The sequence below is a fragment of the Halorhabdus amylolytica genome (genome assembly GCF_004944975.1).
In the GTDB taxonomy this organism is placed as follows: Archaea; Halobacteriota; Halobacteria; order Halobacteriales; family Haloarculaceae; genus Halorhabdus; species Halorhabdus amylolytica.
This window is the reverse complement of the sequence record NZ_SPQG01000015.1, coordinates 18,686-44,118: the sequence shown is the minus strand read 5'-3', so window position 1 is coordinate 44,118 and position 25,433 is coordinate 18,686. Positions and strand designations below refer to the sequence as shown.

Sequence of the window (25,433 nt, the reverse complement as noted above, 5' to 3'; positions counted from 1 at the left end):
GAATGTCGCCTTTCCGCGCAGTCTCGACGGCTCCCGTCGTCAGTCAGCCCATCGAAACAGCTACACCGTATCGGGACGGAAAGCTGTCACTGACACATGGAGCGTGACGAACGGCAATGACTGACGTCTTACGGGCGTTTTTCGTCGCGAGCGTGGTTTTGCTCGTCTTTCTGGGACTCTCTGTACCGACGATCGAGCCCGGAAGTCCGACGTTCGTGATCGCAGTGCTCAGCGGTGGCATGCTCCTGACAATGCTGGTGGGATCGGCCGTTCTCATCTACGTCGACTGGGATCCTTTCGAGGAGATCATCGAGAACGGGCATTCGTGACCGTGCCGCTCGAGCGGAACGAAAACACATTCAACGCGTCCCTCCAAGTGTGAGACAATGACCCAATCGTCGTCACCAAACGAGACAGATATCCGAGAGGAGCTTTCGGTCTTCGGGTTTTCCGAGACGGAGATCGACACGTATCTCGCGATCCTCGCCCAGGACGCGACGACGACCCGTACGATCTCCGAGGAGGCGGACGTCACCCAGCGGGCGGTCTACGGCATCGCCGAACGACTCGAGGATCGTGGACTGGTCCAGGTCAACGAGCACGCCTCGCCGACCACGATCCGGGCGCTCCCGCCCGCCGAAGCGATCGAGAACCTCTCCGAACGGCTCGAATCGATTCAGCCCGAACTCGAGGAGACGTACAACGAAACGACGACCGAATCGCCGGAGATTCAGGTCGTCAGATCCCGGGAGACGGCGATCAAACATCTCCGTGAGGCGATTGCCGCCGCCGAACACGAGGTGGCCCTCGCCGTTCCGGCCAACGTTTTCTCCGAGGTCAAGTCCGTGTTGCGAGAGGCCAAAGAACGTGACGCGTTCGTGCTCCTGTTGCTCGTGGATTCGTCGGATCCCGTCCCCGAGGAGTTCGCCGGCCTGGCCGATGCCGTCCGATACTGGGACGAACAGCTTCCGCTCCTGTACACCACTGACGACACCGACGCGATGATCGGTGATTCGACCGTCGTGACCGGGCCACACGGCAAGGAACACGTCGTGGACGTTTCCGAGGAAAACCTCGCAGGCTCGATCTTCAGCGTCTTCATCGGCGCGTACTGGCCCTCCTCGGAGGTCCTCTACGAGACGGATCCGGATCCACTGCCCCGCACGTTCGAGTGGTTCAGGGACGCGACGTTCCAGGCTACGCTACACGAGCGGGAGGGAACGACGCTCCACGCCGAGGTCGACACCGATAAGGGCAACCACATCTCGGGGACAGTCACGGAAGTCAACCAACAGTTCCTCGAACCCAGGACCGGTCGGTTTCCCCTCCAGAACAGTATCGTCCTCGATACTGCGGAGAAATCGGTCAGCCTCGGCGGCCCGGGCGCGTTCCTCGAAGACTACGAGGTCGAGTCGATCACGCTCTCGCCCGAGCGGTGAGACACTTTGATGCAATCATAACAGAACCAAATACCATGACATCGACAGACAGCAATCGAAAAGACGGATTGGCAGACAGACACGTTCCCGACTTCGATCCGGTCGCCGCCGATGAGGCGATCGTCCGCGGACCGAACGTCCGTATCACGGTTCTGACGCCCCGGACCCTCCGTTTGGAGTACGACCCGACGGGGGCCTTCGAGGACCGCCCGAGCCAACTCGTGTGGTATCGCGACCAGCCGGTCCCGGATTTCGAGGTTGTCCGGGGCGAGGACCGCCTGGTCGTCGAGACTGACGCATTGGTTCTCGAATACGACCACGCAGACGACGGGTTTACCGCCGAGACACTCTCGGTGGAACTCGCCGATGGCACAGTCTGGACGTACGGCGACGAAGACGACGGCAACCTCGGCGGCGCGCTACGGACGGTCGACCAGGTCGACGGGGCCGCCCCCCTAGAGGATGGGCTGGTCTCGCGGGACGGTTGGGCGCTCGTCGACGACACCGAGCGACTGGTGTTCGACGACGAATGGGTCCAGCCCCGTGACGCGCCGGAGGCCTACGAGGACCTGTATTTCTTCGGCGACGGGAACGATTACCAGCGTCGTCTCGAAGATTTCCGGGCGATCACGGGCGATGTGCCCATGATCCCGCGATGGGCCCTGGGGAACTGGTGGAGTCGCTACTGGGAATACACTCAGGAGGAACTCCGCGGCGTGGTCGAAGGGTTCCAGGAACGGGATATCCCGCTGTCGGTCTGCGTGATCGACATGGACTGGCACGTCGTCGAGAACGACTACCACGACGGCTGGACGGGCTGGACGTGGAACGACGAGTACTTCCCCGATCCGGAGGGCTTCATCGAGTGGCTGCACGACAACGACGTCCGGACGACGCTCAATCTCCATCCCGCCGAGGGCGTCCACCCTCACGAGGCCCAGTACGAGGACTTCGCGGCGTTCATGGGGAGCAACCCGGAAAATGAGGAACCGATCGAGTTCGACGCGAGTGACCAACAGTTCCTTCGTGGGTACTTCGAACATCTGATCGACCCGATGGAAGACGAGGACGGAATCGACTTCTGGTGGATCGACTGGCAGCAGTGGGAGGAATCGCCCGAAATGGACGGGTTGGATCCGCTGTGGGCGCTGAATCACCTCCACGCCCTCGACCGGACGCGGACCGGCAAACGTCCGTTCATCTTCTCTCGGTGGCCCGGTCTGGGCGGCCATCGCTATCCGATCGGCTTCTCCGGGGATTCGTACATTAGCTGGGAGTCTCTCCGCTTCCAGCCCCACCTGACGGCCACCTCGGCGAACGTCGCCTACGGCTGGTGGAGTCACGACATCGGCGGGCACATGGGTGGCGAAGGCGACTCCCGGGAGTTCGCCGAGTTATACGCCCGCTGGGCCCAGTTCGGCGTCTTCTCGCCGATCAACCGGATCCACACGACGAAACACCGCTTCGTCGAGAAACGGCCCTGGGCGTTCGACGATACGATCTCCGCGACGCTCGAAGACGCGCTCACGCTGCGCCACGAGTTGATCCCCTATCTCTACACGATGGCGTGGCGAGATCACACCGAGAGCGTCCCGCTGGTCCGGCCGATGTACTACCACCACCCCGAGGCCGAGGCGGCCTACGAGACCGTCCACCAGTACTACTTCGGGAGCGAACTTCTCGCCGCCCCACACCTGAGCGAGCGCGACGACGAGACGAACCTCGCACGTCGCTCGGTCTGGCTGCCGGAGGGCGAGTGGTTCGACTTCTGCTCCGGAGAGTACCACGAGGGTGGGCGGTGGCTTGCCCGCTATGGCGACCTCGAAGACCTGCCGGTCTACGCGAAAGCCGGTGGGATCGTGCCGATGGACGCCGATGCGAACGGGGACGTTTCCAACCCCGAGCGCATGCGGATCGTCACGTTCCCCGGGGCCGACAACAGGTTCGAACTCTACGAGGACGACGGGACCACGATGGCCCACCGCGACGGTGCCTACGCGACCACCGAACTCGCCCAGACCTTCGACGGCGATCGGCTGACCTTCGAGATCGAAGGGGCCGAAGGCGACCGTTCGCAACTCCCCGAGAAGCGCGAGTACGAACTCCAATTCCGCGGCGTGACCGAGCCGACGAGCATCGAAATCGAGGGCGGGGCTGACTACGAGATGACCTATCGCGCGAAGGACGCGACGCTCGTCATCGATCTCGACCCCGTTGCAGTCGAGGAGGCGGTCACGATCGTCATCGAGACGGACGCCGAATCGCTGGTCGACCGTCGTGATCGGACGAAAACGCACGTCGAGGATCTCCTGTGGTCGTTCAAGACCCACGTCACTGTCAAAGAAGCCATCCTCGAGGACTTCGAGCCCGACGGGATCGAGTGGCTGGCAGACTACGTCCGGCCGCTGACCGACGCCCAGCTCCGTGCGCTGGCCGAGACGATCACCGGGGCCGGCGTCGACTTGCTCGATCACGACGGCGAGGATCGAATCGTCGTCTGGAACCCCGAGGACGCGCCGGTATCCTACCGGTTCAGCGCCTGGGACTGGTCGGACGAACCGATGTGGGGAACCCACGAGTCCGAGCGTGGCGAGGCCCCACAGTTCGCGGCCTTCGACGTGAGTGATCCAGCTGTGGAAGGAGAGGTCCGACTCGATTACGAGGACGTGTTCGCAGCGACTGCCGAGAGCTCGGCACCCGACGAGCCCGAACACTGACCGACCGCGGTTCTCGACGTCAACTTTCTGGACGCGGACCAGCGAACCCGGATGCGAGCCCGTGTTACAGCAGGAAGACGATCGCGCCGGGGACGAACGCGACTTCCAGGACCGCCAGCAAGATCACGAGGATCGCGCCCGGCAGGCCGCCGATGGCGACGATCAACACCACCAGCGGCGTGATCGCGACCTCGATCCCCAGGACCATCTCGACTAGCAGGAGGACGACCAGACCGACGATCGCGTTCCAGATGAACGGCTTGACCGCCTTGACGATCCAGTACGCACCGAGGACGGCCCCCAGGACGAGGAGGAGTGCGGCGATTTCGAATGTTGTTACCATGTTCGGACTGCTCTCCCGGCCGGTATGTGCTTTCTGGCCGGAACGAAACGCTTTAGCTCGTGTCGACGTAACGGTATCACGCGGGACCGTGGGGTAGCTTGGTATCCTTGCGGCCTTGGGTGCCGTTGACCGCGGTTCAAATCCGCGCGGTCCCACTTTGCGTGGCGCGAGCAAATTCCCGAGCGCCCCCAAACGGAAGAGTGAGGATTTGAACCCTGGAAGCCACAGCTCGCACAGCGTAGCGAGACGCGACGGGAGAGCGTCTCGAACGGCGAACGGCGAAGCCCCGAGCCCGGGTAGCGAGCTGGAATGTCTACTGAGGTCCGAACGAACGGAGATTTGAAAAGACACTGTGATCTTGTTTTCACATGGATACGTACACACGCCCCGATCCAGAGCAAGCGGCTCTCCTGACGATCGATACGCAAAACGATTTCACCCTTCCTGACGCGTCGGCGAGAATCGCCGGCACAGCTGCTGTCGTGCCACAAATGAAGTGTCTCGTTGAGGCGTTTCGTTCTGAGGCGCGCCCGGTCATCCATGTGGTTCGCCTGTATCGTGACGATGGATCAAACGTAGATCAGTGCCGAAGACAGGCGGTCGAGGACGGTGCCGAGATCGTCCGTCCCGGTACCGAGGGTGCCGAATTAGTCGCGGAACTGAAACCGTCTGGTGGCGTGTCTCTGGACGCGACCCAGCTACTTGCGGGTGCGTTCCAGAAAATTGATTCCAACGAATGGATACGCTACAAGCCACGGTGGGGCGCGTTTTATTCGACCGGCCTCGACGACTTCTTGGGTACGCTATCAGTAAATACAGTCGTCATTTGTGGGTGTAACTTTCCGAACTGTCCCAGAACGACCGTTTACGAGGCAAGCGAACGTGACTATCGGATCGTTTTCGTTCCGGATGCGACATCGAAGACATACAATAGAGGTCTAGATGAACTGGAGAACATCGGAGTGGCGTTGATGGATACTGAAGAAACGATCGACTGGATCACTGGATAGGCCATTCTGTCTCGATCGTTCGTGGTTCTGGTCGTCATCCTCTTCTCACCCATCAACACCGCAATAGATCCGACGTTACGTTCACCCCTGTAGGGCTACGGTATCGTGCTTCCGTGTCTTCGTCACGTGTCTCTCGAGGCGGTGCCCGAACCGAATGAACATCCGTCCCTCACGGTACCAACTGCTCGTCCTCGTCGTCGAGAATCCGAATCGCGTCCACGGGACAGGTTCGGGCGGCGAACTTCGCGTCGAGTTCGTCGCTTTCGGACACCTCTAGGGAGACGATCCCGTCGCCGGCTTCCTCGCCGCCGACGAGCACCGCCTTGCCTGCGTCTTCGTCGCGTTCGAAGGCGTCGTACTCGGCGACGCACTGGAACATCCCGATGCAGGTGTCACGATCGAATTCGACCCTCATAGTGGTCGTTTGACTGCGAAGACAATAGATATGCGGGTCACGTCTCGTGGCAAAGGCTATCCAAGATCGCGAAACCCGTTCAAAAAGGGATGAGAAGTCACTTTTCCCGGATTCGATGTACGTAAAACTATGGTCTCGTGGGTCTGTATCGCCGAGAAAAATGAGACAGCTGATAAATAATCTCTAGCAATAACTTTTATAATCGTTGTCTTCAATGTAATTCTTGAATAATATGTTAACTCGACGTGAAATTTTACAGACATCGGCGATCAGTGTAACGATCGGGGCTGGATTAGTAGTCGGTTCGGAGCAATCACGCGCGGAGGGGGCGTCAATGGGCGACGGCGTGAACTTGCAACCGTCGTATTTCTGTAACGGCGATCAAGATATCGGGTGGGATTCGATGGGCGATTACCCCGATATTCGGACGGTTCGAATCGAGATAGAGCCGCCTTCGTGGGGAGAAAGCCAGGCGACACTTTCCGACGCGCGGCGATGGATCGACGAAGCGAACGACAACGGATACGAGGTCATCGCAACCTGTCATCACTATCCGAATAACGGTTCGAACACCAAACAGGACCTCCTCGATGCAGCACAGTGGTGGACGGACAACTACAGTTACCTGTCGGCGAACTCGTCGTTCACTGTCAACCTCCACAACGAGTGGGGGAGCCACGACACGACTCGGAGCGAATACGCCGACGCGTACAACGACGCATTGGGTACGGTCCGTGACGAGACCGACTACAGCGGTCCGATCGTCTGTGACATTCCGGGCTACGCCCAGGAGTATCAGATAGCGGCCGACGCGGCCGGCGACATCACGGACGATAACGTCATTCTCTCGGGACACGTGTATCCGAGTGCATGGAACTCCGATCAGGGGCGGTGGGTCGAGACGAGCGACCTCGACGACCTCGACGACAACGACGGTGGGTACCCCTGCATGATCGGTGAATTCGGGAGTCGCCGCGACGGGGACGCGGACTGGTCTGGGCTGGTTGATCACGCCTCCTCACTGGGGTGGCCAGTTCTCGGGTGGGCCTGGAACGGTGACGGTGAAGACATGAACATGATGACGCCGTTCTGGGGCGACAGTTGTGCTAGTTCGTATTCGACGACGGATTACTTCAGCACGATCGAAGATAAACTCGGAGACGGCGGCGACAGCGACACGGAAACCCAGTATCTCAACGCCGAATACCACACTCTCGATGGTGTCACTACGTCGACGACACGGTCGGGTTACTGGGGGGACAGCTACGTCACCGAGTTCCACGACAGCGGTGACACTGTGACGGTCTCCTTTGATTCGGCTGCCAGTGGCGATCGAGCCGTCAAACTCCGGTACGCTTCGGAATACGGCGATAAAAAGTGTGAACTCTCCATTAACGGGACTCAGGTGGCCGAGCCACTCCTCGAACAGACGGGCACGTTCCGGACAACTACTGTTGGGACGTTTTCGTTCGATTCAGGGACCAACACTATCACGGTTGAGAAAGGGTGGGGGTACTACGATATCGACTGTATCATCGTCGACAGTTGAGGGTCCGTTCCCGGACGAATGTCGTTCGGATCTCTAGCCCAGGTACTGCAGTGTGTATACATGACGATAGCTACGTCGATGTCTTCGGGCGTCACTCCGGGGAATGTCTGGCGTGTGGTGTGCCAGTCGGGCACGAGTATCGGTTCCGTCGTCAGTGTGGCGCGTCAATAGATAGGGATAGCGTGGGACATCAGGTACCAGGGGATTGGCAGTCCGGGACAGGGCGGGATAGGGAGTCCTCGCGGACATGTCCTACGAGATTCCGATGGCCGGAGACGGAGGATCGTCCACGGCTATAGTCGCTCTCCGAGGACGACGAGTGGAACGTCTGGGCGATCGACTACGAGTTCGAGGGGTTTCGGGGGATGGACCGGTAGTCGGGGCTGCGGTCGGATCGGCCCGCGAACGAACCCTTAAACCGGGGGCCGACCCAACACATGCCCAATGGACGTTGCGGACATCCCGGGGGTTCCGGCGTGGTTGCCCGAGCACCTCCGTGAGGAGGGAATCGAGGAACTGTATCCGCCCCAGACCGAGGCCGTCGAGCGGGGCGTCACCGACGGTGGCAATCTCGTGGCGAGCGTCCCCACGGCCAGCGGGAAGACCCTCATCGCTGAACTCGCGATGTTCTCGGCGATCAGGGGCGGTGACAGCGACGAGGATGTCGACGGCGAGGACACGGATGCCCCTCACGAGGGTGACACTGCCGGTACCGCCCTCTATATCGTCCCGTTGCGTGCGCTCGCCAGCGAAAAACGCACGGAGTTCGAACAGTTCGAGTCCTACGGTCTGGATGTCGGCGTTTCGACGGGCAACTACGAGAGTGACGGCGGGTGGCTCGCCGGCAAAGACGTCGTTGTCGCCACCAGCGAGAAGGTCGATTCCCTCGTGCGAAACGACGCGCCCTGGATCGACGATCTCGATTGTGTTGTGGCCGACGAGGTCCATCTCGTCGACGACGGCGAGCGGGGGCCGACCCTGGAGGTCACGCTCGCGAAGTTGCGCAAGCGCAACCCGGATCTCCAGACGGTCGCACTGTCGGCGACGATCGGCAACGCCGACGCGCTCGCGGAATGGCTGGACGCGGAACTCGTCGACTCGACGTGGCGACCGATCGACCTGAAGAAGGGGGTCCACTACGGGCAGGCCCTCCATTTAGAGGACGGCAATCAGAAGCGCCTCCCGGTCAGAGACAGCGAGAAACAGACGGCGGCCATCGTCCGGGACACCCTCGAAGACGACGGTTCGACGCTGGTGTTCGTCAACTCACGGCGGAACGCCGAGGCGGCCGCCCGGCGACTCGCATCGACGACAGAGCCCCATCTCGAGGGTGATGAACGTGATCGACTCGCCGACATCGCCACGGAGATCCGCGAGGTCAGCGACACCGAAACCAGCGACGATCTCGCCGAGGCCGTCGAGGGGGGCGCGGCCTTCCACCACGCCGGGCTCTCCCGGGAACACCGCTCGCTCGTCGAGGACGCGTTTCAGGAGCGGCTGGTGAAGGTTATCGCGGCGACGCCGACGTTGGCAGCGGGCGTCAATACCCCTTCACGGCGCGTCGTCGTCCGGGACTGGCGGCGCTACGACGGGACCGCAGGCGGGATGCAGCCCCTCTCCGTGCTGGAAGTCCACCAGATGATGGGGCGGGCTGGCCGTCCGGGGCTGGACCCCTACGGTGAGGCGCTTCTCCTGGCGAGCAGCCACGACGAACTCGACGAACTGTTCGAACGCTACGTCTGGGCCGATCCCGAACCGGTCCGCTCGAAACTCGCGGCCGAACCAGCCCTCCGGACGCACATTCTTTCGACGGTCGCCTCGGGCTTCGCGAACTCCCGGGACGGCCTGCTCGACTTTCTCGAAGCCACGCTGTACGCCAGCCAGACGACCGAGGGGGGTCGCCTGGAGACGGTCGTCGACGAGGTCATCGCTTACCTCGAAACAAACGATTTCCTTACGCGCGGAGACGGCGAGAACGAAAGACTGCGGGCGACTTCCATCGGTCAGACAGTCTCGCGGCTGTATCTCGATCCGATGAGTGCGGCGACGATCCTCGACGGGCTGGAAGGCGCCCAGGATCCGACCGCGATGGGGCTCTATCATCTGGTCTCCCGGACGCCGGACATGTACGAACTCTATCTCCGATCGGGCGACGAGGAGGAGTACACGATGGAGGCCTACGAGCGCGAAGAGGAGTTCCTCGGAGCGATGCCCAGCGAGTTCGAGGAGGGACGCTTCGAGGACTGGCTGTCGGCGCTGAAGACCGCCCGCTTGCTGGAAGACTGGGCCGACGAGGTCGAGGAAGGTGTCATCACGGACCGGTACGGCGTCGGGCCGGGCGACATCCGTGGAAAGGTCGAGACGGCGTCGTGGTTGCTCAACGCCGCCGAGCGGCTAGCCGGCGAGGTCGGCCTGGACGTAACGTCGACGATCAGGGAGGCACGCGTGCGCGTCGAACACGGCGTCCGGGCGGAACTCGTCGATCTCGCGGGGGTGCGCGGTGTGGGACGCAAGCGTGCCCGTCGACTGTTCGCTGCCGGAATCGAATCCCGGGAGGACCTCCGGGAGGCCGAGAAAGGCGTCGTGCTGGGGGCGCTCCGTGGCCGGGAGAAGACTGCCGAAAACATTCTGGAGAACGCCGGCCACCGCGACCCCTCGATGGATGGCGTGACGCCGGTTGAACCGGACGGGGCCACCTCGCCAACAGGGGGAAACGACGGAGAAACGGCCGCGAAGGGCGCTGGTTCCGTCGAACGGGACGGTGCCGAGGACGAGGACGGCGACCTGGCTGATCAGTCTAGTCTGGGTGACTTCTGATGGAGGTGGTCGAAGGGACACTCCGGATCGACGATCTGGACGGGTTTCTCGATCGGCTCGACGCCATCGGGGCCGAGCATGGTGTAGCGGTCCAGGCCTTCGACGCGCGATACGTCACCGATCGTGACCACCTCCGTCGGGCCTGTGAACTGGCGGATCGGTCTCACGAGCGCGGGGAGATGATCGCCAGGGAGCCGGCGGTGGAGATCCTGCTGTACGCGGCGGGTCGACGTCAGATCGAGGACGCCCTGGCGATGGGAGTCTCCCGGGGTGAACACTCGGTGATCGTCGTCTGTCACGCGGCGGGCGATCGTGAAAGCGAGGTCGCTGACGACAGCGTGGCCGCACGCGAACAGGCGGCCTGCGAAGTCGTCGAAGCGATGGAGTGTCTCGAACCGACAGAGACGCTGGGGAAGTCCGATCCCGAACGTATCGCTGAGTTCTTCGATATCACCGACGCTGAGCGGGCCGCGACCGACGCGACGCTGTCGGAAATCGTCCTCGAACGCGTCGCGATGCTCGTCGTCGAGAAGTAACAGGTCCGCCGGTCTCCCCGCCGCAACTCAGGTGGGTTCCTCGTCGATCAGGACGACGGCCTCGCCGTCGATGACTACCTCGTCGTCGTCGACGACCTGTGTCGACAGCCGGTATCGTCCTCCTTCGAGGGTATCAACCACCTCGACCTCCGCTGTGGCCCGGTCACCGATGCGGACGGGTCCTTTGAATTCGAAGTCCTGAGAGAGATAGACAACCGTGCCCGGGAAGCGCGCAAGGGCGGCGCTGATGAGGCCACCGACAAGCATGCCGTGGGCGATCCGGCCGCCAAAGCGCGTGCCTTCCGCGTAGTCGTTCTCGAGGTGGAGGGGATTGGTGTCGCCGCTAGCTTGCGCGAAACTGTTCACGTCTTCGTCGCTGATCTCCTTGCTGAACGTGACGCTGTCTCCGACGTCGATCGCGTCGCTGTCCTCGACTGTGCGTTCCCACTCCCACCCGGGGAGGTCGGTACCGCCCTCGAGTGTCGAATCCGGATTGTCGCTCATTGCGTTCGACGGTTCGGCGGCCCGCTACTAAACTGTGTGGCGTGGACCGCTCTGAAGCCACTCCTACGGGAGGACTCATTCGACGACCTCGTCGTTATCACTGGATTATTGAGCGGTCCCGAGCCGTCGGTACCGGACAGTACAACAAGTGGTGCCATCTGATGGTACTCAATGGTATTGAGAGGAAAGCTTATGTATCTGTAGGCTGTATGTATAGTCGACCGATGACAGACGAGGACGACGGCTTTCCATGGCCGCCCGCGATGTTCACGGAAGCGAGCGAGAAGGCGCTCGAACAACAGCAGGAGATGCTCCGCCAGATGATGGGGGGGACGTCAGCCGGCCTGGACATGAACCAGCTCGGGACGATGAGTCAGTTGGCAACGTTCAAGACCCGTGTCCAGAGCGGCGGGCGGCTGTCGATCCCTGACGCCGAGCGTGAGGCGCTCGACATCGAGGAAGGCGACATCGTCCAGGCCGTCGTCCTGCCGGTCAAACGCAACCGGAGTGAATAACTATGGCAGACTATACCACACCCGTCACGACCGCATTCGAAGCACAGCGCGCGACCATCGAACAGAGTCAGAAGGCCCTCGAACAGGGCGTCGAGTTCCAGAAGCGGATGAACGACGTCGTCCTCGGCAGCCTCGAGAGCCAGGAGTCCGTCCAGCGCCGGGGCGTCGAGTTGAGCCAGACGGCGATCCACACGTACCTCGACACGCTCGAATCGAGCGCCCCCGGCGTCGAGCCGGCTGTCGAGGAGTTACGGAGCAGCGTCGACGAGCAGTTCGAGTTCCTGCTGGAGAACCACGCCGAGGCCTTCGACGCCGTCGAGGAGGAACTCGGCGAGGGCGTCGACGCCTATGACGATCTGAGCGCTAACTCCCTCGAGGCCCTCGACGAGCAGATCTCGATGCTCATCGAGGCCCATGAGGACCTAGAGACCCAGTCGGTCGAGGCCGTTGAGGGCATGGCCGACCAGGTCGAGGAGCTCCAGGCCCAGGTCGAGGAAGTCAGCGACCAGATCCAGGACGTCCAGGAGCAGGCCGCCGAGGCCGTCGACGCCTGAAGGAGTACGTAGTTTTTTCTCCCCAGCGCACACGTGATAAACCATGAGCGACAAGAACGCAGACATCGGGGCGGAGTACAGCGAGATGATCGAGGAGATGAACGAGGCCGTCGCGGAGTCGATCGAGCAGAATATGAAGTCCCAGGCGGCGTTCGTCGAGTCCTGGACCGAGGCGATGTCGGATTCGATGGCCGAGGAGAACGAACTCGCGGAGGGGGTTGAAGGGTACAACCAGGCGACGGAGGTCTGGATGGACGCCGCCGAGCGGATGTTCGAGCGTTCCGCCGACGCGGCCCAGGGCGAGGAGGTCGACCCCACCGAGTTCCGAGACATCTGGCTGCAGTCGGCCAACGAGGCTGCAAAGGAGATCATGGGCACCAGCGCCTTCGCGGCGGCCAACGGCCAGCTCATCCAGTCAATGCTCGAGATGCGCCAGCAGGCCGACGACGTGGGCCAGGAGACCATCGCCGAACTCGGATTTCCCACACGCGATGACGTAGACGAGGTCGGCGAACGGCTGGTCGAACTCGAACGCCGTCAGCACGAGGTCGAGGAAAAGCTCGACCGGATTCTCGAGGCCATAGAGGAGTGATCGCCATGGCAGACCCACTGAGTGCCGCGCTGGACGTCCAGCGCCAAGCACTCGAGGAGATCCAAGAGGCGGGCGAGACCGCCGAGGTGCTCGACGATCGCCTCGAGACCATGGCCGATGTCGAGGTAGGGACCACACCCGCTGATGTCGTCTACGAGGAGAACAAACTCGAACTCCTCCATTACGATCCCGAGGCGGCGGGCATCGACATCCCCGAGGACGAACGCGAGGACGTCCCGATCCTGATCGTCTACGCGCTGATCAACAAGCCCTATATCCTCGACCTGCAGCCCAACCGATCAGTCGTTCGTCGGCTTCTCGAAGCGGGCCACGACGTCTACCTCATCGACTGGAACGAGCCTTCGCGGCTCGACCGGCATCTGACCCTGGAGGACTACGTCGATCGCTACATCGACAACTGCGTCGACGTGGTGCGGGAGCGATCGAGCCAGGACGCTATCAACATCCTGGGGTACTGCATGGGCGGGACGATGAGCGTGATGTACAGTGCTCTTCATCCGGCGAAAGTCAACGCCCTCGGGTTGATGGCGACCGGGCTGTACTTCGAGGAATCGGGCGGCGTCCTCGAACGGTGGGGAGACGAGGAGTATTACGATCCCGGACAGGTGATCGAGACGTTCGGGAACGTCCCCTCGGAGTTCTTAGACGAAGGGTTCGCGTTGATGGACCCCATCGACAACTACGTCACCAAGTACGTCCGCTTCGCCGAGAACCTCGACAATGAGGACTTCGTGAAGAACTTCGCGCGGATGGAACGGTGGCTCGAGGAGGGCGTCGACGTCGCTGGCGCGACCTACGCGCAGTTCTTAGAGGACATCTATCAGAGCAACAAGCTCTACGAGAACGAACTCTACCTGGGCGATCAGCACGTCGACATCGACAACATCGACATGCCGGTCCTGCAGATCGTCGGCGAGTACGACCACCTCGTCCCGCCGTCGGCGAGCAAGCCGTTCAACGACGTCATCCCCAGTGGGGACACCGGGATCATCGAGTACTCGACGGGCCACGTCGGCATGGCCGTCTCCTCGAGTACCCACGAGGACGTCTGGCCGCAGGTCGCCGAGTGGTTCAGCGAGCGCTCGCGGATCGAAGAGGAATCGGCGGATACAGGGCCCGAGGACGCCGAGGAAACGACCGAAGAAGTCGTTGACTCGCCAGACATCGAGACGGTCGATGGCATCGGCCCGACCTACGCCGAACGCCTGCGCGCGGCGGGCATCGAGACGATTGAGGACCTCCGGGAGTCCGATCCCGAGACGGTCGCCGAGATCGCCGAGGCCCCGCCGGGCCGCGTCGAGGACTGGTTCGACGCGATCGAGTGACGGCACCCTTTTTTGAACGAACCAGACACCGTCCGCCGGAGACATGTAAACGTCTCTGTACGCGTAACGTCTCATACGGATTATTGTCGATTATTCCCGGATGACGCCGACCCGGGGGTCGACGGATACCGGTACATCACGACAATAATCCGTATCAGTCGGTGGTCTCGGAGACGCTGGTTTCGAGTTCGATATCGGGGTGAAACAGATCTTCGACAGGCACCTCGAAGAACGCTGCCAGTTTGAAGACGAGTTCGACCGACGGATCGTATCGGTCACCCTCGACGGCGTTGATCGTCTGTCGGGTGACCGCAACGTGTTCGGCGAGGGCCCGCTGGCTGAGTCCGTTCTCCTCACGATACTCCTTGAGTGAGTTGTCCACGTCAGTCACCTCCGGCTACCGAGCGCGACGAGAAACGCGCCGTAGATCAGGTAGATGACGGCGACAAACATCGCGATCGCGGTACTCCAGGGCTTCCAAGTGAAGTGATTCAGTCCCCACGCGACTGTCAGAGCAGGGAACACGACCGCGGAACTTATCCCGACTAGCGTCAGCGTCAACGCGGCGGCTTCCTGGGAAATATGTTCGTCGCGTTCGTCGAACACCGGCCCCGCTGCCCGGGACTGGACGAGTGCCGTACCGACCATGGCCAGGACGAAGACGGCGACACCGACCAGCGGCCGTTCGAGCACGGTGAAACCGGCAAGAGCAACCGCGCCGAGGACTGTCAATGCGCCGACTACACGTCGGGTCCGGGAAGGCCGTACGAGGAACTCACTCATAGTTCCCCCGTGCGTAACGACTCAGCGAGCGGCCGGAACGACGACAGGATGCCCAGTGCAACCGCTCTAACGCCGAATAACAGTCCTGCACGCATCGATGCGTTCGAATCTTGTGTGTGTTGTGCCGTTGTCATTGTTTAGATCCGTCAAACGCTCTTGTCGTAAAGAGTGTTTTACAGTAAAACGCATTTGACGTAGTAAAATAAGTTTTACGGGTGATGTCCTGATGGGAATCGTCACTTGGAACTGGATTGGTTCGGGGTAGCCACAGGCGAGATTATCGTCTCGGGCCGGTCCGATGTAGTCGGCCTCGCGTCGCGCTGGTTGCTGGGAGTACTTTCACCCCGGTTTGGGAACCTTCTTGAGGCAGTGCGTACGATTGAAGCGACGTGAAACTGGGGCAGGCCCACGTCCGGATGAGTTCGACACGAGCAACCCGGATGTCATGAAAAATCTGTCTTACGCGGCATTACTGTCACTGTTAGTAAGCCGTGACCTTGGATCTCGTCACCGACTAGGTTGACGATGAGATCGTGTTTCCGCCGGAACGCTAGGCGGCGAACTTACCGTCGTACATCCAGTTTGTCCTCCATGAACTCGGCGAGTATTTTGGCTACTCACCACCGCAGTTGTGAAAAGGAATTGATCGAAGACGCACAGAAGATTCACAATACCGACCGATTTCTAAGAGACGCTCGCCAACGCTACGCAACTGGGATGTGTCTTACCTAAAGACAAATGGTTTTCTGGGTAATCAACCACTCATGCGTAGCGCTCTAGTTGTACGTCTGGATCTAGATACATTTGCACGAATTGACCACTAATATCATATGTGTCTTCACCATCTATAACTCTTCCATTCATTCGCTTATTCCCGTTCACATCAGTTACCACTTTGTCATTACCAAGGGGGGATCCATTTTCAACGTTATCTCGAGGAGAAACATCACCTGAAACGGAAACATGATAATCAGCTTTATCCTCACTCATAGAGTGCAACTCTACATCAGATTCAGTATTAGAGTCAGAAATATTTCCAGTTTCGAATTGAAGCTTTCCTGAATTTACCCTTATAAGATGAACGAATGAGTCACTAGGAATAGAATACTGACACAAGCTGTCTGAGGAAGTATTTACGCTAACATAGCCATAAGACTCGTTATTTTTATTTTTGGTGCCAATTGTGTTGTCCCGAGCAACATCATTTTCGCCCTCCACATCAGTTGATGTGAACCAAGCTTCAAAATCAACTTCGTTGCCGGAATAACGAGCGCCTAACTCGACTTCTCTACGGGACGCTGCTGTTGCGGTTGTTGCGGATAGAGCACCAGCGGTGACAATTCCAAGGCTCTTAATTACGGTTCGCCGGGTAGGGGTCATTTCACCCATATCGCACAGAAAGTGTTATACAAAAATAAGTATTTCTAAATCATAATGTCTATAAAGAACATTCAAAAATATAATAATCATGTCTCATTGATGGGGATAGTTATACAAACGTCAATTCTACTACGCGATTATATCAATTAAAGGTATAGTCGACCTCTGTGTGACTGTTCGCCCTTGAAATCACCATGGGCCCCACAAAGTCTGCAAATTGTGTGTCAACACGGGAAGTTAGAACTTTATCTCCACTGTTTGCCTTCTCTTCATATTGGCAGACACTTCCCCAAGTGTGGGTTGCAGTTCGATCTCGAGGACTATTATAATTGACTTCCCACCTTGCACGGCTGGAGTCAATGCTAGTGGTTATCTTCGTATCTTCCGGCGTCCAGCCAATTCCGAATCCGAAGCTCTTTGGCCCGGCAGATATACTCACGGAGGATATTTTGGTTCCTCCTGAGTTTTTATTATTCCCATATATTGCATTAGATTGATCATCATGGCCAGATTCTGGGCTCATGTACGCATTTTGGTCCCAATTATGCGATGTGTTACAATGTCCAAGGACGAATTCGTCTTTAGCAGATGAAGAAGTTAATTCAGATCCAGGAGTAACTCTGACTGCGGTAAGGGCCCCACACCACTGGTCTGCTGTTTCATCATCGTAACCCTCCAGATAGTCGTGGTAGAATTTTTCTTCTACAGTAACCTCCCCTTCTGGCATGGTTTCTTTGTAGGAGTCAGGCCCATCATATGACCCTTCGTCAATTCTCCGTCCCCCAATCTGCGGACAGCCAAAACCTTCTACCGCTTGTTTTGAACCATCCATCTGGGCCATACTGGGAACCTCCTCGTCTGAACAAGTACTCTGTGTACTGATCGAATCGGTCGTGAATGAATCAGTAGAATTCACTTCAGTAATATACTGATCCATTTTTTTGTGATTGGCTTTTGCAGCCTTTGGATGATGAGTGTCTTCGGGAATCGTTCCGCAGAAGTATTTGACTTGCCCAGACACGGTAGTTCCAATCATATAACTCACCGCCTTTCGACTGTCCGGAATCTTCGGATCTGGTAGTACTAGCCTTCTATTATTTTGAGCCTGTATTTTTCCATTCTCATTATCTAATAACTTTTGGTTCGCGTTTTGGATCCCTTCTGAGCTAATTGGTTCGTCTGGTGTCCCTTTTAGAACTTGGACCTCTTCTGGGTTGTTTGTCTGTTTCTCACTCTTGCTTTTTGCCTGACCGAATCCGGAAAATCCGAGCAGGCTGGTTGATGCTACAATACCTTTGAGGTAAGTTCTGCGCCTCATGTTTTGGAGGAGAACGTTATCTATTATAATGTTTTTGTTTTGTACTTCTATATTGGATGTACTTTTCCATTTATGTATTATGGATACTGCTGAGCAGTAGCTGTAACGGAGGACTCCATAGAACGAAGTACACCAAAAGCAGGGGAACGCTGAGGAAAATGAGTCGAAGGACCCTACAAGATAATTCTTCTGAAGATTCGTTTTTCAATGTCGTGGAGACAGAGACGCCACGCTGTTCGAGTAATTCCCTTTCGAGTTTCTCGAAGAGTTCGACGTGTTCGCACCGTCTGCGTCGTGGCGAACACGAGACCACGAACCACTAGAGATGATGCGCGTCTTTCTCCACCGTTACTACCGAGACATCTTTGTCCGCCCCATTGAACGAGAGTTTTGGAACGCGGTCTTCTGTTTGACTTGTAGCTTTGATTGACCGCCGTCTAGAGGCACAATCGATCGTTTACTCTCCAACCGTGAATACGTCATGACGAAGCTTTTATGCACTTTGTCCAGCAGGCTGCCTGCCGCAGTCTGCTTGACTTGCCTCTTGCCTCAATTCGGCCGACATGAGGGTGGTGTCAGCCGATCCCTGGCAGACATTGGGCGTCGTCTCCCCCCCCCTATCGTTGTTTTCCGGATTCGTGGCATCATCGGTTCTCCCGTTGCAGCCGGTTATTGCCAGCAGATGCTTGGAGAGATGGGCCGCGAGGAGACGGCTGTGAGTCGTTAGATATCGACAACGGTCAGTCCAATCGGTCTGCCGGCGAAGAGGTATCTGTGCCTTCGTGGTTTATCTAGGCACAGTCCCGTCTTGGTGTGGTTACGTGGGAGTCCCTGCTGTCACTCGGCCATAGTTTCTTCCCCGTCCGTCTCTGTGGCAGCGGCGACTGCGGTCTCGATACCCTGAAACAGGCCGTGAACCGCGACGAACAGCCCCATGGCGAATATAATACCAAAGAAAAGAAACTCGGTAAAGTAGTCTCCCTCTGTCGGACCAAACCATGTAATCAGGATGACGATGATGATCCCGGTGATGACTTTCAGGGTGGGGAAAGTGTAGGACATATGTTCTTTTAGAACATCCCATAGACAAATTGGTTACGCTTCTCGCGCGCGTGCTCGCTCGCGTCGAGTTGTTTCCGTTCGAGATTGAATGTTGTCTCATGGATCAAGCAGCTTACGTCGGCGAGATTATCGGCGTGCTTCGGGCGGTTGCATCGTTAGTCTTCCCGGTCGGACCGAGAGGGTATCGCTTTGGAAGAAACTCTCAACGACACCCTCTTACACGACCGAAGAGATTGCTGTGTTGAATAGATAGTGAGTCACTGTTAGAGTGCTTTCTAGGGCAGTTCTATGTAGGAAATGACAAACAGGAGGACGATTTTACGGAACTGCCGATGGTACTGCATATTCCTTGCGCTGTATATTCGGATCGTCGTTGCACTCATCAACTTCGAATGGGCAGATGATTCTGGCCGTTAGATGCTCAAGCTGTGACACGGTCAAACAGAGCTAGAAAACACCAAAACAGAATAATATGGTGAGATACTAATGATAGTATGAGCATTACGACTGATACGATTATCTATGGATTAGTGATATACTACTCAGCACTTTACGGGCTGCCACCACTGAATTTAGATAATGCAAGCGCTTTTGCGGTATTTGGCCTGCTTCTTGCAACATTTGGGTATGTCGGTTCGTTGTATTCATCTGTCTATGATAGTAACTGACTTTAGAAGTGATAATATTCGTCGCTGTTCAGGTCTATGCACGGCCGAGATTCTCATCTCGAACTAGGCCGATGTAGTCGGCCTCGCGTCGCGCTGGTTGCTGGGAGTACTTTCACCCCGGTTTGGGAACCTTCTTGAGGCAGTGCGCACAATAGACGCTACCAGAATGGCTCGCGCGGAGAACACGGAGTTCGTCGATCTCTTCGAGGAGTTCTATCGGGATTACTACCGCAACGAGATCGGCGAACTCGCCCAGAAGTACCCCAACGACCAGAAGTCGCTCTTTGTCGACTGGCAGGACCTCTATCGCTTCGACCCCGATCTGGCCGAGGACTACCGTAACAAACCCGAACAGCTCCAGGAGTACGCCGAGGAAGCGCTCCGGCTCTTTGACCTGCCGATCGACGTGAAACTCGGGCAGGCCCACGTCCGGATGACCAACCTCCCGGAGTCGACGGACATCCGGGAGATCCGGGCCGACCACCGCGGCCAGCTCGTCAGCATTCAGGGCATCATCCGGAAGGCCACCGAAGTCCGGCCGAAGATCACTGACGCCGCCTTCGAGTGCCAGCGGTGTGGCACCCTCTCACGCATTCCCCAGTCGACGGGAGACTTTCAGGAACCCCACGAGTGCCAGGGGTGTGAACGCCAGGGCCCGTTCCGGATCAACTTCGACCAGTCCGAATTCATCGATGCCCAGAAACTCCGGGTTCAGGAATCCCCCGAGGGACTGCGCGGCGGTGAGACACCACAGAACATCGACGTCAACATCGAGGACGACATCACCGGCGAGGTTACCGCCGGCGATCACGTCCGGGTAACGGGCGTTCTCAAACTCGACCAGCGTGGCAACGACCGCGAGAAGTCTCCGATGTTCGACGTCTACATGGACGGCGTCGACGTCGAGATCGAGGACGAGGAGTTCGAGGAGATGGACATCGACGAGGACGACAAAAAGGAGATCGTCGCCCTCTCGGAGCAAGGGGACATTTACGAGCAGATGACCGCCTCCATCGCGCCCTCGATCTACGGCTACGATCAGGAGAAACTCGCAATCGCACTCCAACTTTTCTCAGGGGTGACAAAACACTTGCCTGATGAGTCCCGGATACGTGGGGATCTGCACGTGCTCCTGATCGGGGACCCTGGCACCGGAAAGTGCCTCGACGCCGACACGAACGTACAACTCGCCGACGGAACGACGAAGTTGATCGGAGACATCGTCGAATCGAACCTCGACGATCCCAAGCCCGTTGACGACGGCGTCTGGGATCACGCGTCGATCCCGCTCCCCACGCTCGCCCCCGATGGGTCGCTCACGACGGCCGAAGCGACCAAAGTCTGGAAGCGGGAGACTCCTGAGCACTTGTACCGGATCCGGACCGAGAGTGGGAGAGAACTCGATGTAACGCCGTCCCATCCGCTGTTCGTCCAGCAGAACGGGACGCCGACGGCGGTAGAGGCTGAAAAGCTCGAGGAAGGGCAGTTCGTCGCCACGCCGCGATCGCTTCCGGCGGCTGGAGACGATCGAATCGAGGTGGATTCCCGCGATGTCGTCCCTATGTCCGGTGAAACCCTTCACGAAATTCGCGAATCACTTGCACTTTCACAATCTGACTGTGGTGTATCTCGTGAGAAGTACCAGCATTACGAGCGCGGCGACCGAAACCCCAGTCGCAAGTCCCTTCGAGCCGCCGTCGATGCGTTCGAGGAGCGATTAGCGTGGCTGAAAGACCAGCGCGACGGGCTGGCTGGCGAGGACTGGGAGACGATCGTCGAACTGCGGGACGAACTCGGGATCTCACAGCAATCGCTCGCCGATGGGATGGACGTCACCCAGACGGCGATCAGCTACTACGAGCGCAATAAGGTCGCACCTGATGGCGGTGAGACGGTCGCCGCCAGTGGGGTCGTCCGTGACCGACTTGGGGAGGCGCTTGCCGTCGAATCCACCGTCGACCGCTTGCGGGACCTCGCGACGAACGACGTTCGATGGGATCGCATTGCGTCGATCGAGACGGTCGAACCCGACGACGAGTGGGTGTACGATCTCGAAGTCGAGGGCACCCACAGCTACGTTTCCAACGGCGTCGTCTCTCACAACTCCCAGATCCTCCAGTACATTCGTCACATCGCGCCGCGGTCAGTTTTCACGTCGGGGAAGGGGTCCAGTTCGGCAGGGCTGTGCGTCACTGGAGACACGCGGATCCATACCGAGGACGGATTCAGAGAGATCCGGGATCTCGTGGCGGAAGACCTCCCGGAGCCAGTCGCCACTGAAACAGCGGCCGAGCGAGAGGTCGACGTCCAGACCTTCGATCGGGAGGACGGCGAGATGGATGCCCGGGCGTCGAGTCACGTCTGGCGGATGCCCGAGAAGCCGACCCGCCGGATCGAGACCGAGTACGGCAAGGAACTCGAGGCTTCGGTGAACACGCCGGTGTTGACCTGCGGGGGCGACGGCATCGAGTGGACCGAAATCTCGGACGTCGAGGCTGGCGATTTCATCGCCGCACCGCGCTTCGAAGACCTCGATCGCACTGAGGTAGACGTTCGGGAGTTCCTGGCGCTCTCGACGGAGAAGGTCCGGCTCACCGAGGAATCCATCGAGTTCTTCCGGACAGAACTCACCGAGGAATTCGGCACGCTCCGGGATGCGGCCGCCGCCCTCGACCTCTCGGAGGACTTCATCTATCTCCACCTGAAGAACCGCCACGTTCCGCTGGAGAAACTCGATCGGATGCTTGAGGGCATCGACGCGATGCGTTCGGATGTCGACTTTGAGCGGTTGATGGTGCGTCACGGTGAGAGCATCACGATCCCGGAGACGTTCGACGCGGATCTCATGTATCTACTCGGGCTGGTCTTCGGCGATGGCGACATCTCGTTGGACCACCGGGACGGCAACCGCGGGATGGTCCGGCTCTCCAACGGTGACGAGGCGCTGCTCGAACGGGCCGCCGATATCTTCGAATCGAAGTTCGACAAGCGCCCGGAGATCGAACGCCAGGACGACCGCGTGCCGTGTATTCGGGTCAACAGCGTCACCATCGCCCGGTTGTTCGAAAACGCCGGGATGGAGACGCCGAAAGAAGATCTGGCGCTCGCCTCTGAACTCACTGCCGCCGAACACGGAGACGCGTTCCTCCGCGGGCTAATGGACGCCGACGGATCGGTTTCGGTCCGTGGAGAGAGGGGTGGGTCGAGCGTCCTGCTGTCGACGATCAGCGAAAGGCTGGCGGAACAGGTCCAGCTCATGCTGGAGTCCTACGGCGTGAAGGCACGACGACGGGAGCGTGATCGGCGCGGAACGTCCGAGTTGGCCAATGGGCACAAGATCGAATCCGGCCACGTCCAGTACTTCCTGGAGCTGTACGGCGCGGACATCGACCGCTACGCCGAGGCGATCGGCTTTGAGAGCGTCGAGAAGCAGACTGCCCTCGAGGAGATCGTCCGCGAGGAGCGACGCCAGCGCGAGACGGTCCCGGTCGGATCGGCGCTCGCCGCCGTCGAGGGCGTCGCCGGCGACTACTATCAGAACGTCAACCGCGGCGACAACCCGGGGCGTGCTCGCGCCAGATCGATGCTCGCGGATATCGACCGCGGGCCGGTCGAACCGCTCGTCGAGGAGGCCGTCGAGGCCGACCTCCGGTGGGAGGAGGTCGTCGCTGCCGTTGATACCGGCGAGAAGGAAGTCTTCGATCTGACCGTCCCGGAGACGCACAACTTCCTCGGCAACGGACTGGTCACGCACAACACCGCTGCGGCTGTGAGAGATGACTTCGGTGACGGCCAGCAGTGGACGCTGGAAGCCGGCGCGCTGGTGTTGGCCGACCGCGGGATCGCTGCTGTCGACGAACTCGACAAAATGCGTTGCGTGGCGGGCGATACCCTCGTGCAGGCGGCTGATGGACAACGACGGATACGCAAACTGGCTATCGAAGCTGCCAAAGCGGGATCCATCGAGGAACTCCCGAACGGGCGCACGATACGGGATGTCGATCTCGACGTGTGGACGATGACCGACGACGAGACGTTGACGCGACGCCCGGTGACGGCCATCCACGAGTACGACGCACCCGAGACACTCTACGAGGTGACACTTTCGACCGGGGAGGCCGTGACTGTCACGCCGGATCATCCGTTCTTCATCGAGCAGGCGGGTGGGAGAGTCGAGACGCCTGCCGAAGAATTGCAACCGGGCGATCAGGTTTACGTTCCGGAACGCTCCGCAAAGGCGACTGACGGTGGAACAGCCCAAATCGATACCGCGTCCGATCGTTTTTCCCCAGTGGAATCTGAGTCCGACGATATCGGGCTTCGAACGGTAGAACACGTCGAGAGCGTCCCGGACCACGACTACGATTCAGTTTACGACCTGACTGTCGAAGGCACCCACAATTTCCTCGCCAACGGCATGGTCGTCCATAATTCGGAAGATCGCTCGGCAATGCACGAAGCGCTCGAACAGCAGTCCTACCATCCCGATTTTGAACTCCTCCTCGCAGACGGTCGACGGGTCGAGATCGGGGAGTTTGTGGACGAGCGGATGGCCGAGCGTTCCGAAGACGTGATCGACGGCGTCGATTGTGAAATCTTGCCCGTTGAGGACGTGCGAGTCCATTCTGCTGATCTGGACGACAACGACGTACAGAAGCTCCCAGTCGATCGGGTCAGTCGCCACGAGGCTCCCGAGGAGTTCGTCCGTGTCTCGTTCTCGAACGGACGAGAGGTGGTCGTCACACCTGAGCATCCGATGTTCGTCGAGAGTGATGATGAGTGGGACACAGTCCCTGCCAGTGACGTTTCAGTTGGAACTCCTGTCCCGGCTCCGGTCGCTTCCGATGGCGGTTCAGTTGCGCAAAGTCCCGGTTCTGCGACCGGAATGGGGACGGAGACGATCACCGACGTCGAAACGCTCCCCAACGAAGGTGAGCACGCCACAGATTGGGTCTACGACGTGACGGTCGAACCGACCAACACGTTCGTGAGTCAGGGTGTCGTCCTGCACAACTCGATAAGCATCTCCAAGGCTGGAATAAATGCCACGCTCAAATCCAGGTGCTCGCTCCTTGGGGCGGCAAACCCCAAGTACGGCCGTTTCGACCAGTACGAGCCCATTGGCGAGCAGATCGATCTCGAACCGGCGCTGATCTCGCGCTTTGACCTCATCTTCACCGTCACCGACCAGCCCGACGAGGAGGAGGACGCCAAACTGGCCGAACACATCTTGCGGACGAACTACGCGGGCGAACTCAACACTCACCGGGAGCAAAACAGTACGCCCGATTACAGCGCCGAGGAGGTCGACAACGTCACCGATACGGTGGCCCCGGAGATCGATCCCGAACTCCTCCGGAAGTACGTCGCCTACGCCAAGCGGAGTTGCTTCCCGACGATGACCGAGGAGGCCAAGGCGGCCATCCGGGACTTCTACGTCGAGTTGCGGACGAAGGGGTCGGGCGAGGACGCGCCGGTCCCCGTCACGGCCCGGAAACTGGAGGCGCTGGTGCGTCTCGCCGAAGCGAGCGCTCGCGTTCGGCTCTCGGATACCGTCGAGGAGGCAGACGCAGAGCGCGTCATCGGGATCGTCCGGTCGTCGCTGGAAGACATCGGCATCGACCCCGAGACGGGTGAACTCGACGCCGACGTGGTCGAGACGGGGACCTCGAAGTCCCAGCGCGATCGGATCAAGAACATCCGCGGCATCATCTCCGACATCGAGGAGGAGTACGACGAGGGTGCGCCCGTCGACGTCGTAATCGAGCGCGCCGAAGAAGTCGGCATGGAGGCCTCAAAGGCCGAACACGAGATCGAGAAACTCAAACAGCAGGGTGAGGTTTACGAGCCCCGGACGGATCACCTGCGGACGACCTGAAGGGACC

The 25,433-nt window shown here is 59.4% G+C and carries 20 protein-coding genes, 1 tRNA gene and 1 pseudogene; 14 read left to right on the top strand and 8 right to left on the bottom strand.

The features are described from left to right. Nucleotides 1-116 precede the first annotated feature (116 nt). Genes E3374_RS14990 through E3374_RS14980 form a run of 3 tightly spaced genes read left to right on the top strand, consistent with a single transcriptional unit; the run spans nt 117 to nt 4,156 of the window. Nucleotides 117-329, top strand: coding sequence for a hypothetical protein (locus E3374_RS14990; protein WP_136689763.1), 213 nt, complete (start codon nt 117-119; stop codon nt 327-329). A gap of 57 nt (nt 330-386) precedes the next feature. Continuing rightward, the gene (locus E3374_RS14985) at nt 387-1,439 is read left to right on the top strand and encodes a TrmB family transcriptional regulator (protein WP_136689762.1); all 1,053 of its coding nucleotides are present in this window, start codon (nt 387-389) and stop codon (nt 1,437-1,439) included. Between the two features lie 35 nt (nt 1,440-1,474). Further along, nucleotides 1,475-4,156, top strand: coding sequence for a glycoside hydrolase family 31 protein (locus E3374_RS14980; protein WP_136689761.1), 2,682 nt, complete (start codon nt 1,475-1,477; stop codon nt 4,154-4,156). A gap of 64 nt (nt 4,157-4,220) precedes the next feature. Here E3374_RS14980 and E3374_RS14975 read toward each other — a convergent pair whose 3' ends face one another. Continuing rightward, nucleotides 4,221-4,499 carry a pro-sigmaK processing inhibitor BofA family protein gene (locus E3374_RS14975; RefSeq protein ID WP_136689760.1) on the bottom strand — a complete coding sequence of 93 codons (279 nt, stop codon included), beginning with the start codon at nt 4,497-4,499 and terminating at the stop codon, nt 4,221-4,223. A gap of 82 nt (nt 4,500-4,581) precedes the next feature. On the opposite strand from E3374_RS14975, the gene E3374_RS14970 reads away from it, so the two are divergent. Further along, nucleotides 4,582-4,654, top strand: a tRNA-Pro gene (locus E3374_RS14970). Nucleotides 4,655-4,867: 213 nt separating this feature from the next. Next, entirely contained in the window at nt 4,868-5,509 is a 642-nt protein-coding gene (locus E3374_RS14965; protein ID WP_136689759.1) for a cysteine hydrolase family protein, read from the top strand. 169 nt (nt 5,510-5,678) lie between these two features. On the opposite strand, the gene E3374_RS14960 is transcribed toward E3374_RS14965, so the two are convergent. Then, entirely contained in the window at nt 5,679-5,924 is a 246-nt protein-coding gene (locus E3374_RS14960) for a ferredoxin (RefSeq protein WP_136689758.1), read from the bottom strand. Nucleotides 5,925-6,258: 334 nt separating this feature from the next. Here E3374_RS14960 and E3374_RS14955 point away from each other — a divergent pair, with 334 nt between their 5' ends. The 3 genes from E3374_RS14955 (at nt 6,259) to cgi121 (ending at nt 10,826) form a co-directional block, all read left to right on the top strand. Continuing rightward, complete coding sequence (locus tag E3374_RS14955; RefSeq protein WP_211194989.1) at nt 6,259-7,473, top strand: CBM35 domain-containing protein; 1,215 nt, start codon at nt 6,259-6,261, stop codon at nt 7,471-7,473. Nucleotides 7,474-7,917: 444 nt separating this feature from the next. Then, on the top strand, nt 7,918-10,290 hold the full coding sequence (locus E3374_RS14950; RefSeq protein WP_136689757.1) for an ATP-dependent DNA helicase: 2,373 nt from the start codon (nt 7,918-7,920) through the stop codon (nt 10,288-10,290). Continuing rightward, nucleotides 10,290-10,826: a KEOPS complex subunit Cgi121 gene (gene cgi121, locus E3374_RS14945; protein ID WP_136689756.1), complete on the top strand. Its 537-nt coding sequence runs from the start codon at nt 10,290-10,292 to the stop codon at nt 10,824-10,826. Before E3374_RS14950 ends, cgi121 begins: the two co-directional genes overlap by 1 nt. A gap of 27 nt (nt 10,827-10,853) precedes the next feature. Here cgi121 and E3374_RS14940 read toward each other — a convergent pair whose 3' ends face one another. After that, nucleotides 10,854-11,330 (bottom strand): MaoC family dehydratase, encoded by a 477-nt coding sequence (locus E3374_RS14940; protein ID WP_136689755.1) that lies wholly within the window; start codon nt 11,328-11,330, stop codon nt 10,854-10,856. 224 nt (nt 11,331-11,554) lie between these two features. Between E3374_RS14940 and E3374_RS14935 the strand changes: the two genes are divergently transcribed. The 4 genes from E3374_RS14935 to phaC are packed head-to-tail and all read left to right on the top strand — an operon-like array spanning nt 11,555 to nt 14,337. Continuing rightward, on the top strand, nt 11,555-11,845 hold the full coding sequence (locus E3374_RS14935) for an AbrB/MazE/SpoVT family DNA-binding domain-containing protein (RefSeq protein WP_136689754.1): 291 nt from the start codon (nt 11,555-11,557) through the stop codon (nt 11,843-11,845). A 2-nt stretch (nt 11,846-11,847) separates the two neighbouring features. Then, on the top strand, nt 11,848-12,399 hold the full coding sequence (locus E3374_RS14930) for a hypothetical protein (protein WP_136689753.1): 552 nt from the start codon (nt 11,848-11,850) through the stop codon (nt 12,397-12,399). A gap of 43 nt (nt 12,400-12,442) precedes the next feature. Next, nucleotides 12,443-12,991 (top strand): poly(R)-hydroxyalkanoic acid synthase subunit PhaE, encoded by a 549-nt coding sequence (locus tag E3374_RS14925; protein WP_136689752.1) that lies wholly within the window; start codon nt 12,443-12,445, stop codon nt 12,989-12,991. A gap of 5 nt (nt 12,992-12,996) precedes the next feature. Next, nucleotides 12,997-14,337, top strand: coding sequence for a class III poly(R)-hydroxyalkanoic acid synthase subunit PhaC (gene phaC, locus E3374_RS14920; RefSeq protein ID WP_136689751.1), 1,341 nt, complete (start codon nt 12,997-12,999; stop codon nt 14,335-14,337). Between the two features lie 154 nt (nt 14,338-14,491). Here the strand turns inward: phaC and E3374_RS14915 are convergent, their stop codons facing one another. Together E3374_RS14915 and E3374_RS14910 are read right to left on the bottom strand one after the other, a co-directional pair. Continuing rightward, nucleotides 14,492-14,719 (bottom strand): helix-turn-helix transcriptional regulator, encoded by a 228-nt coding sequence (locus E3374_RS14915; protein WP_136689750.1) that lies wholly within the window; start codon nt 14,717-14,719, stop codon nt 14,492-14,494. A gap of 5 nt (nt 14,720-14,724) precedes the next feature. After that, complete coding sequence (locus tag E3374_RS14910) at nt 14,725-15,120, bottom strand: DUF2178 domain-containing protein (protein WP_136689749.1); 396 nt, start codon at nt 15,118-15,120, stop codon at nt 14,725-14,727. A gap of 415 nt (nt 15,121-15,535) precedes the next feature. Between E3374_RS14910 and E3374_RS14905 the strand changes: the two are divergent. Then, nucleotides 15,536-15,874, top strand: a pseudogene (locus E3374_RS14905) (IS4 family transposase); the annotation flags it as partial. Nucleotides 15,875-15,882: 8 nt separating this feature from the next. Here the strand turns inward: E3374_RS14905 and E3374_RS14900 are convergent. The 3 genes from E3374_RS14900 to E3374_RS14890 all read right to left on the bottom strand — a co-directional run bounded on the left by E3374_RS14900 (nt 15,883) and on the right by E3374_RS14890 (nt 18,880). Further along, nucleotides 15,883-16,509, bottom strand: a complete 627-nt coding sequence (locus E3374_RS14900) for a hypothetical protein (RefSeq protein ID WP_136689748.1) — start codon at nt 16,507-16,509, stop codon at nt 15,883-15,885. 133 nt (nt 16,510-16,642) lie between these two features. Next, nucleotides 16,643-17,818 carry a hypothetical protein gene (locus tag E3374_RS14895; RefSeq protein ID WP_136689747.1) on the bottom strand — a complete coding sequence of 392 codons (1,176 nt, stop codon included), beginning with the start codon at nt 17,816-17,818 and terminating at the stop codon, nt 16,643-16,645. 837 nt (nt 17,819-18,655) lie between these two features. Beyond that, nucleotides 18,656-18,880 (bottom strand): hypothetical protein, encoded by a 225-nt coding sequence (locus E3374_RS14890; protein ID WP_136689746.1) that lies wholly within the window; start codon nt 18,878-18,880, stop codon nt 18,656-18,658. Between the two features lie 834 nt (nt 18,881-19,714). On the opposite strand from E3374_RS14890, the gene E3374_RS17765 reads away from it, so the two are divergent. Then, complete coding sequence (locus E3374_RS17765) at nt 19,715-25,426, top strand: LAGLIDADG family homing endonuclease (protein ID WP_248299502.1); 5,712 nt, start codon at nt 19,715-19,717, stop codon at nt 25,424-25,426. Nucleotides 25,427-25,433: the final 7 nt, after the last annotated feature.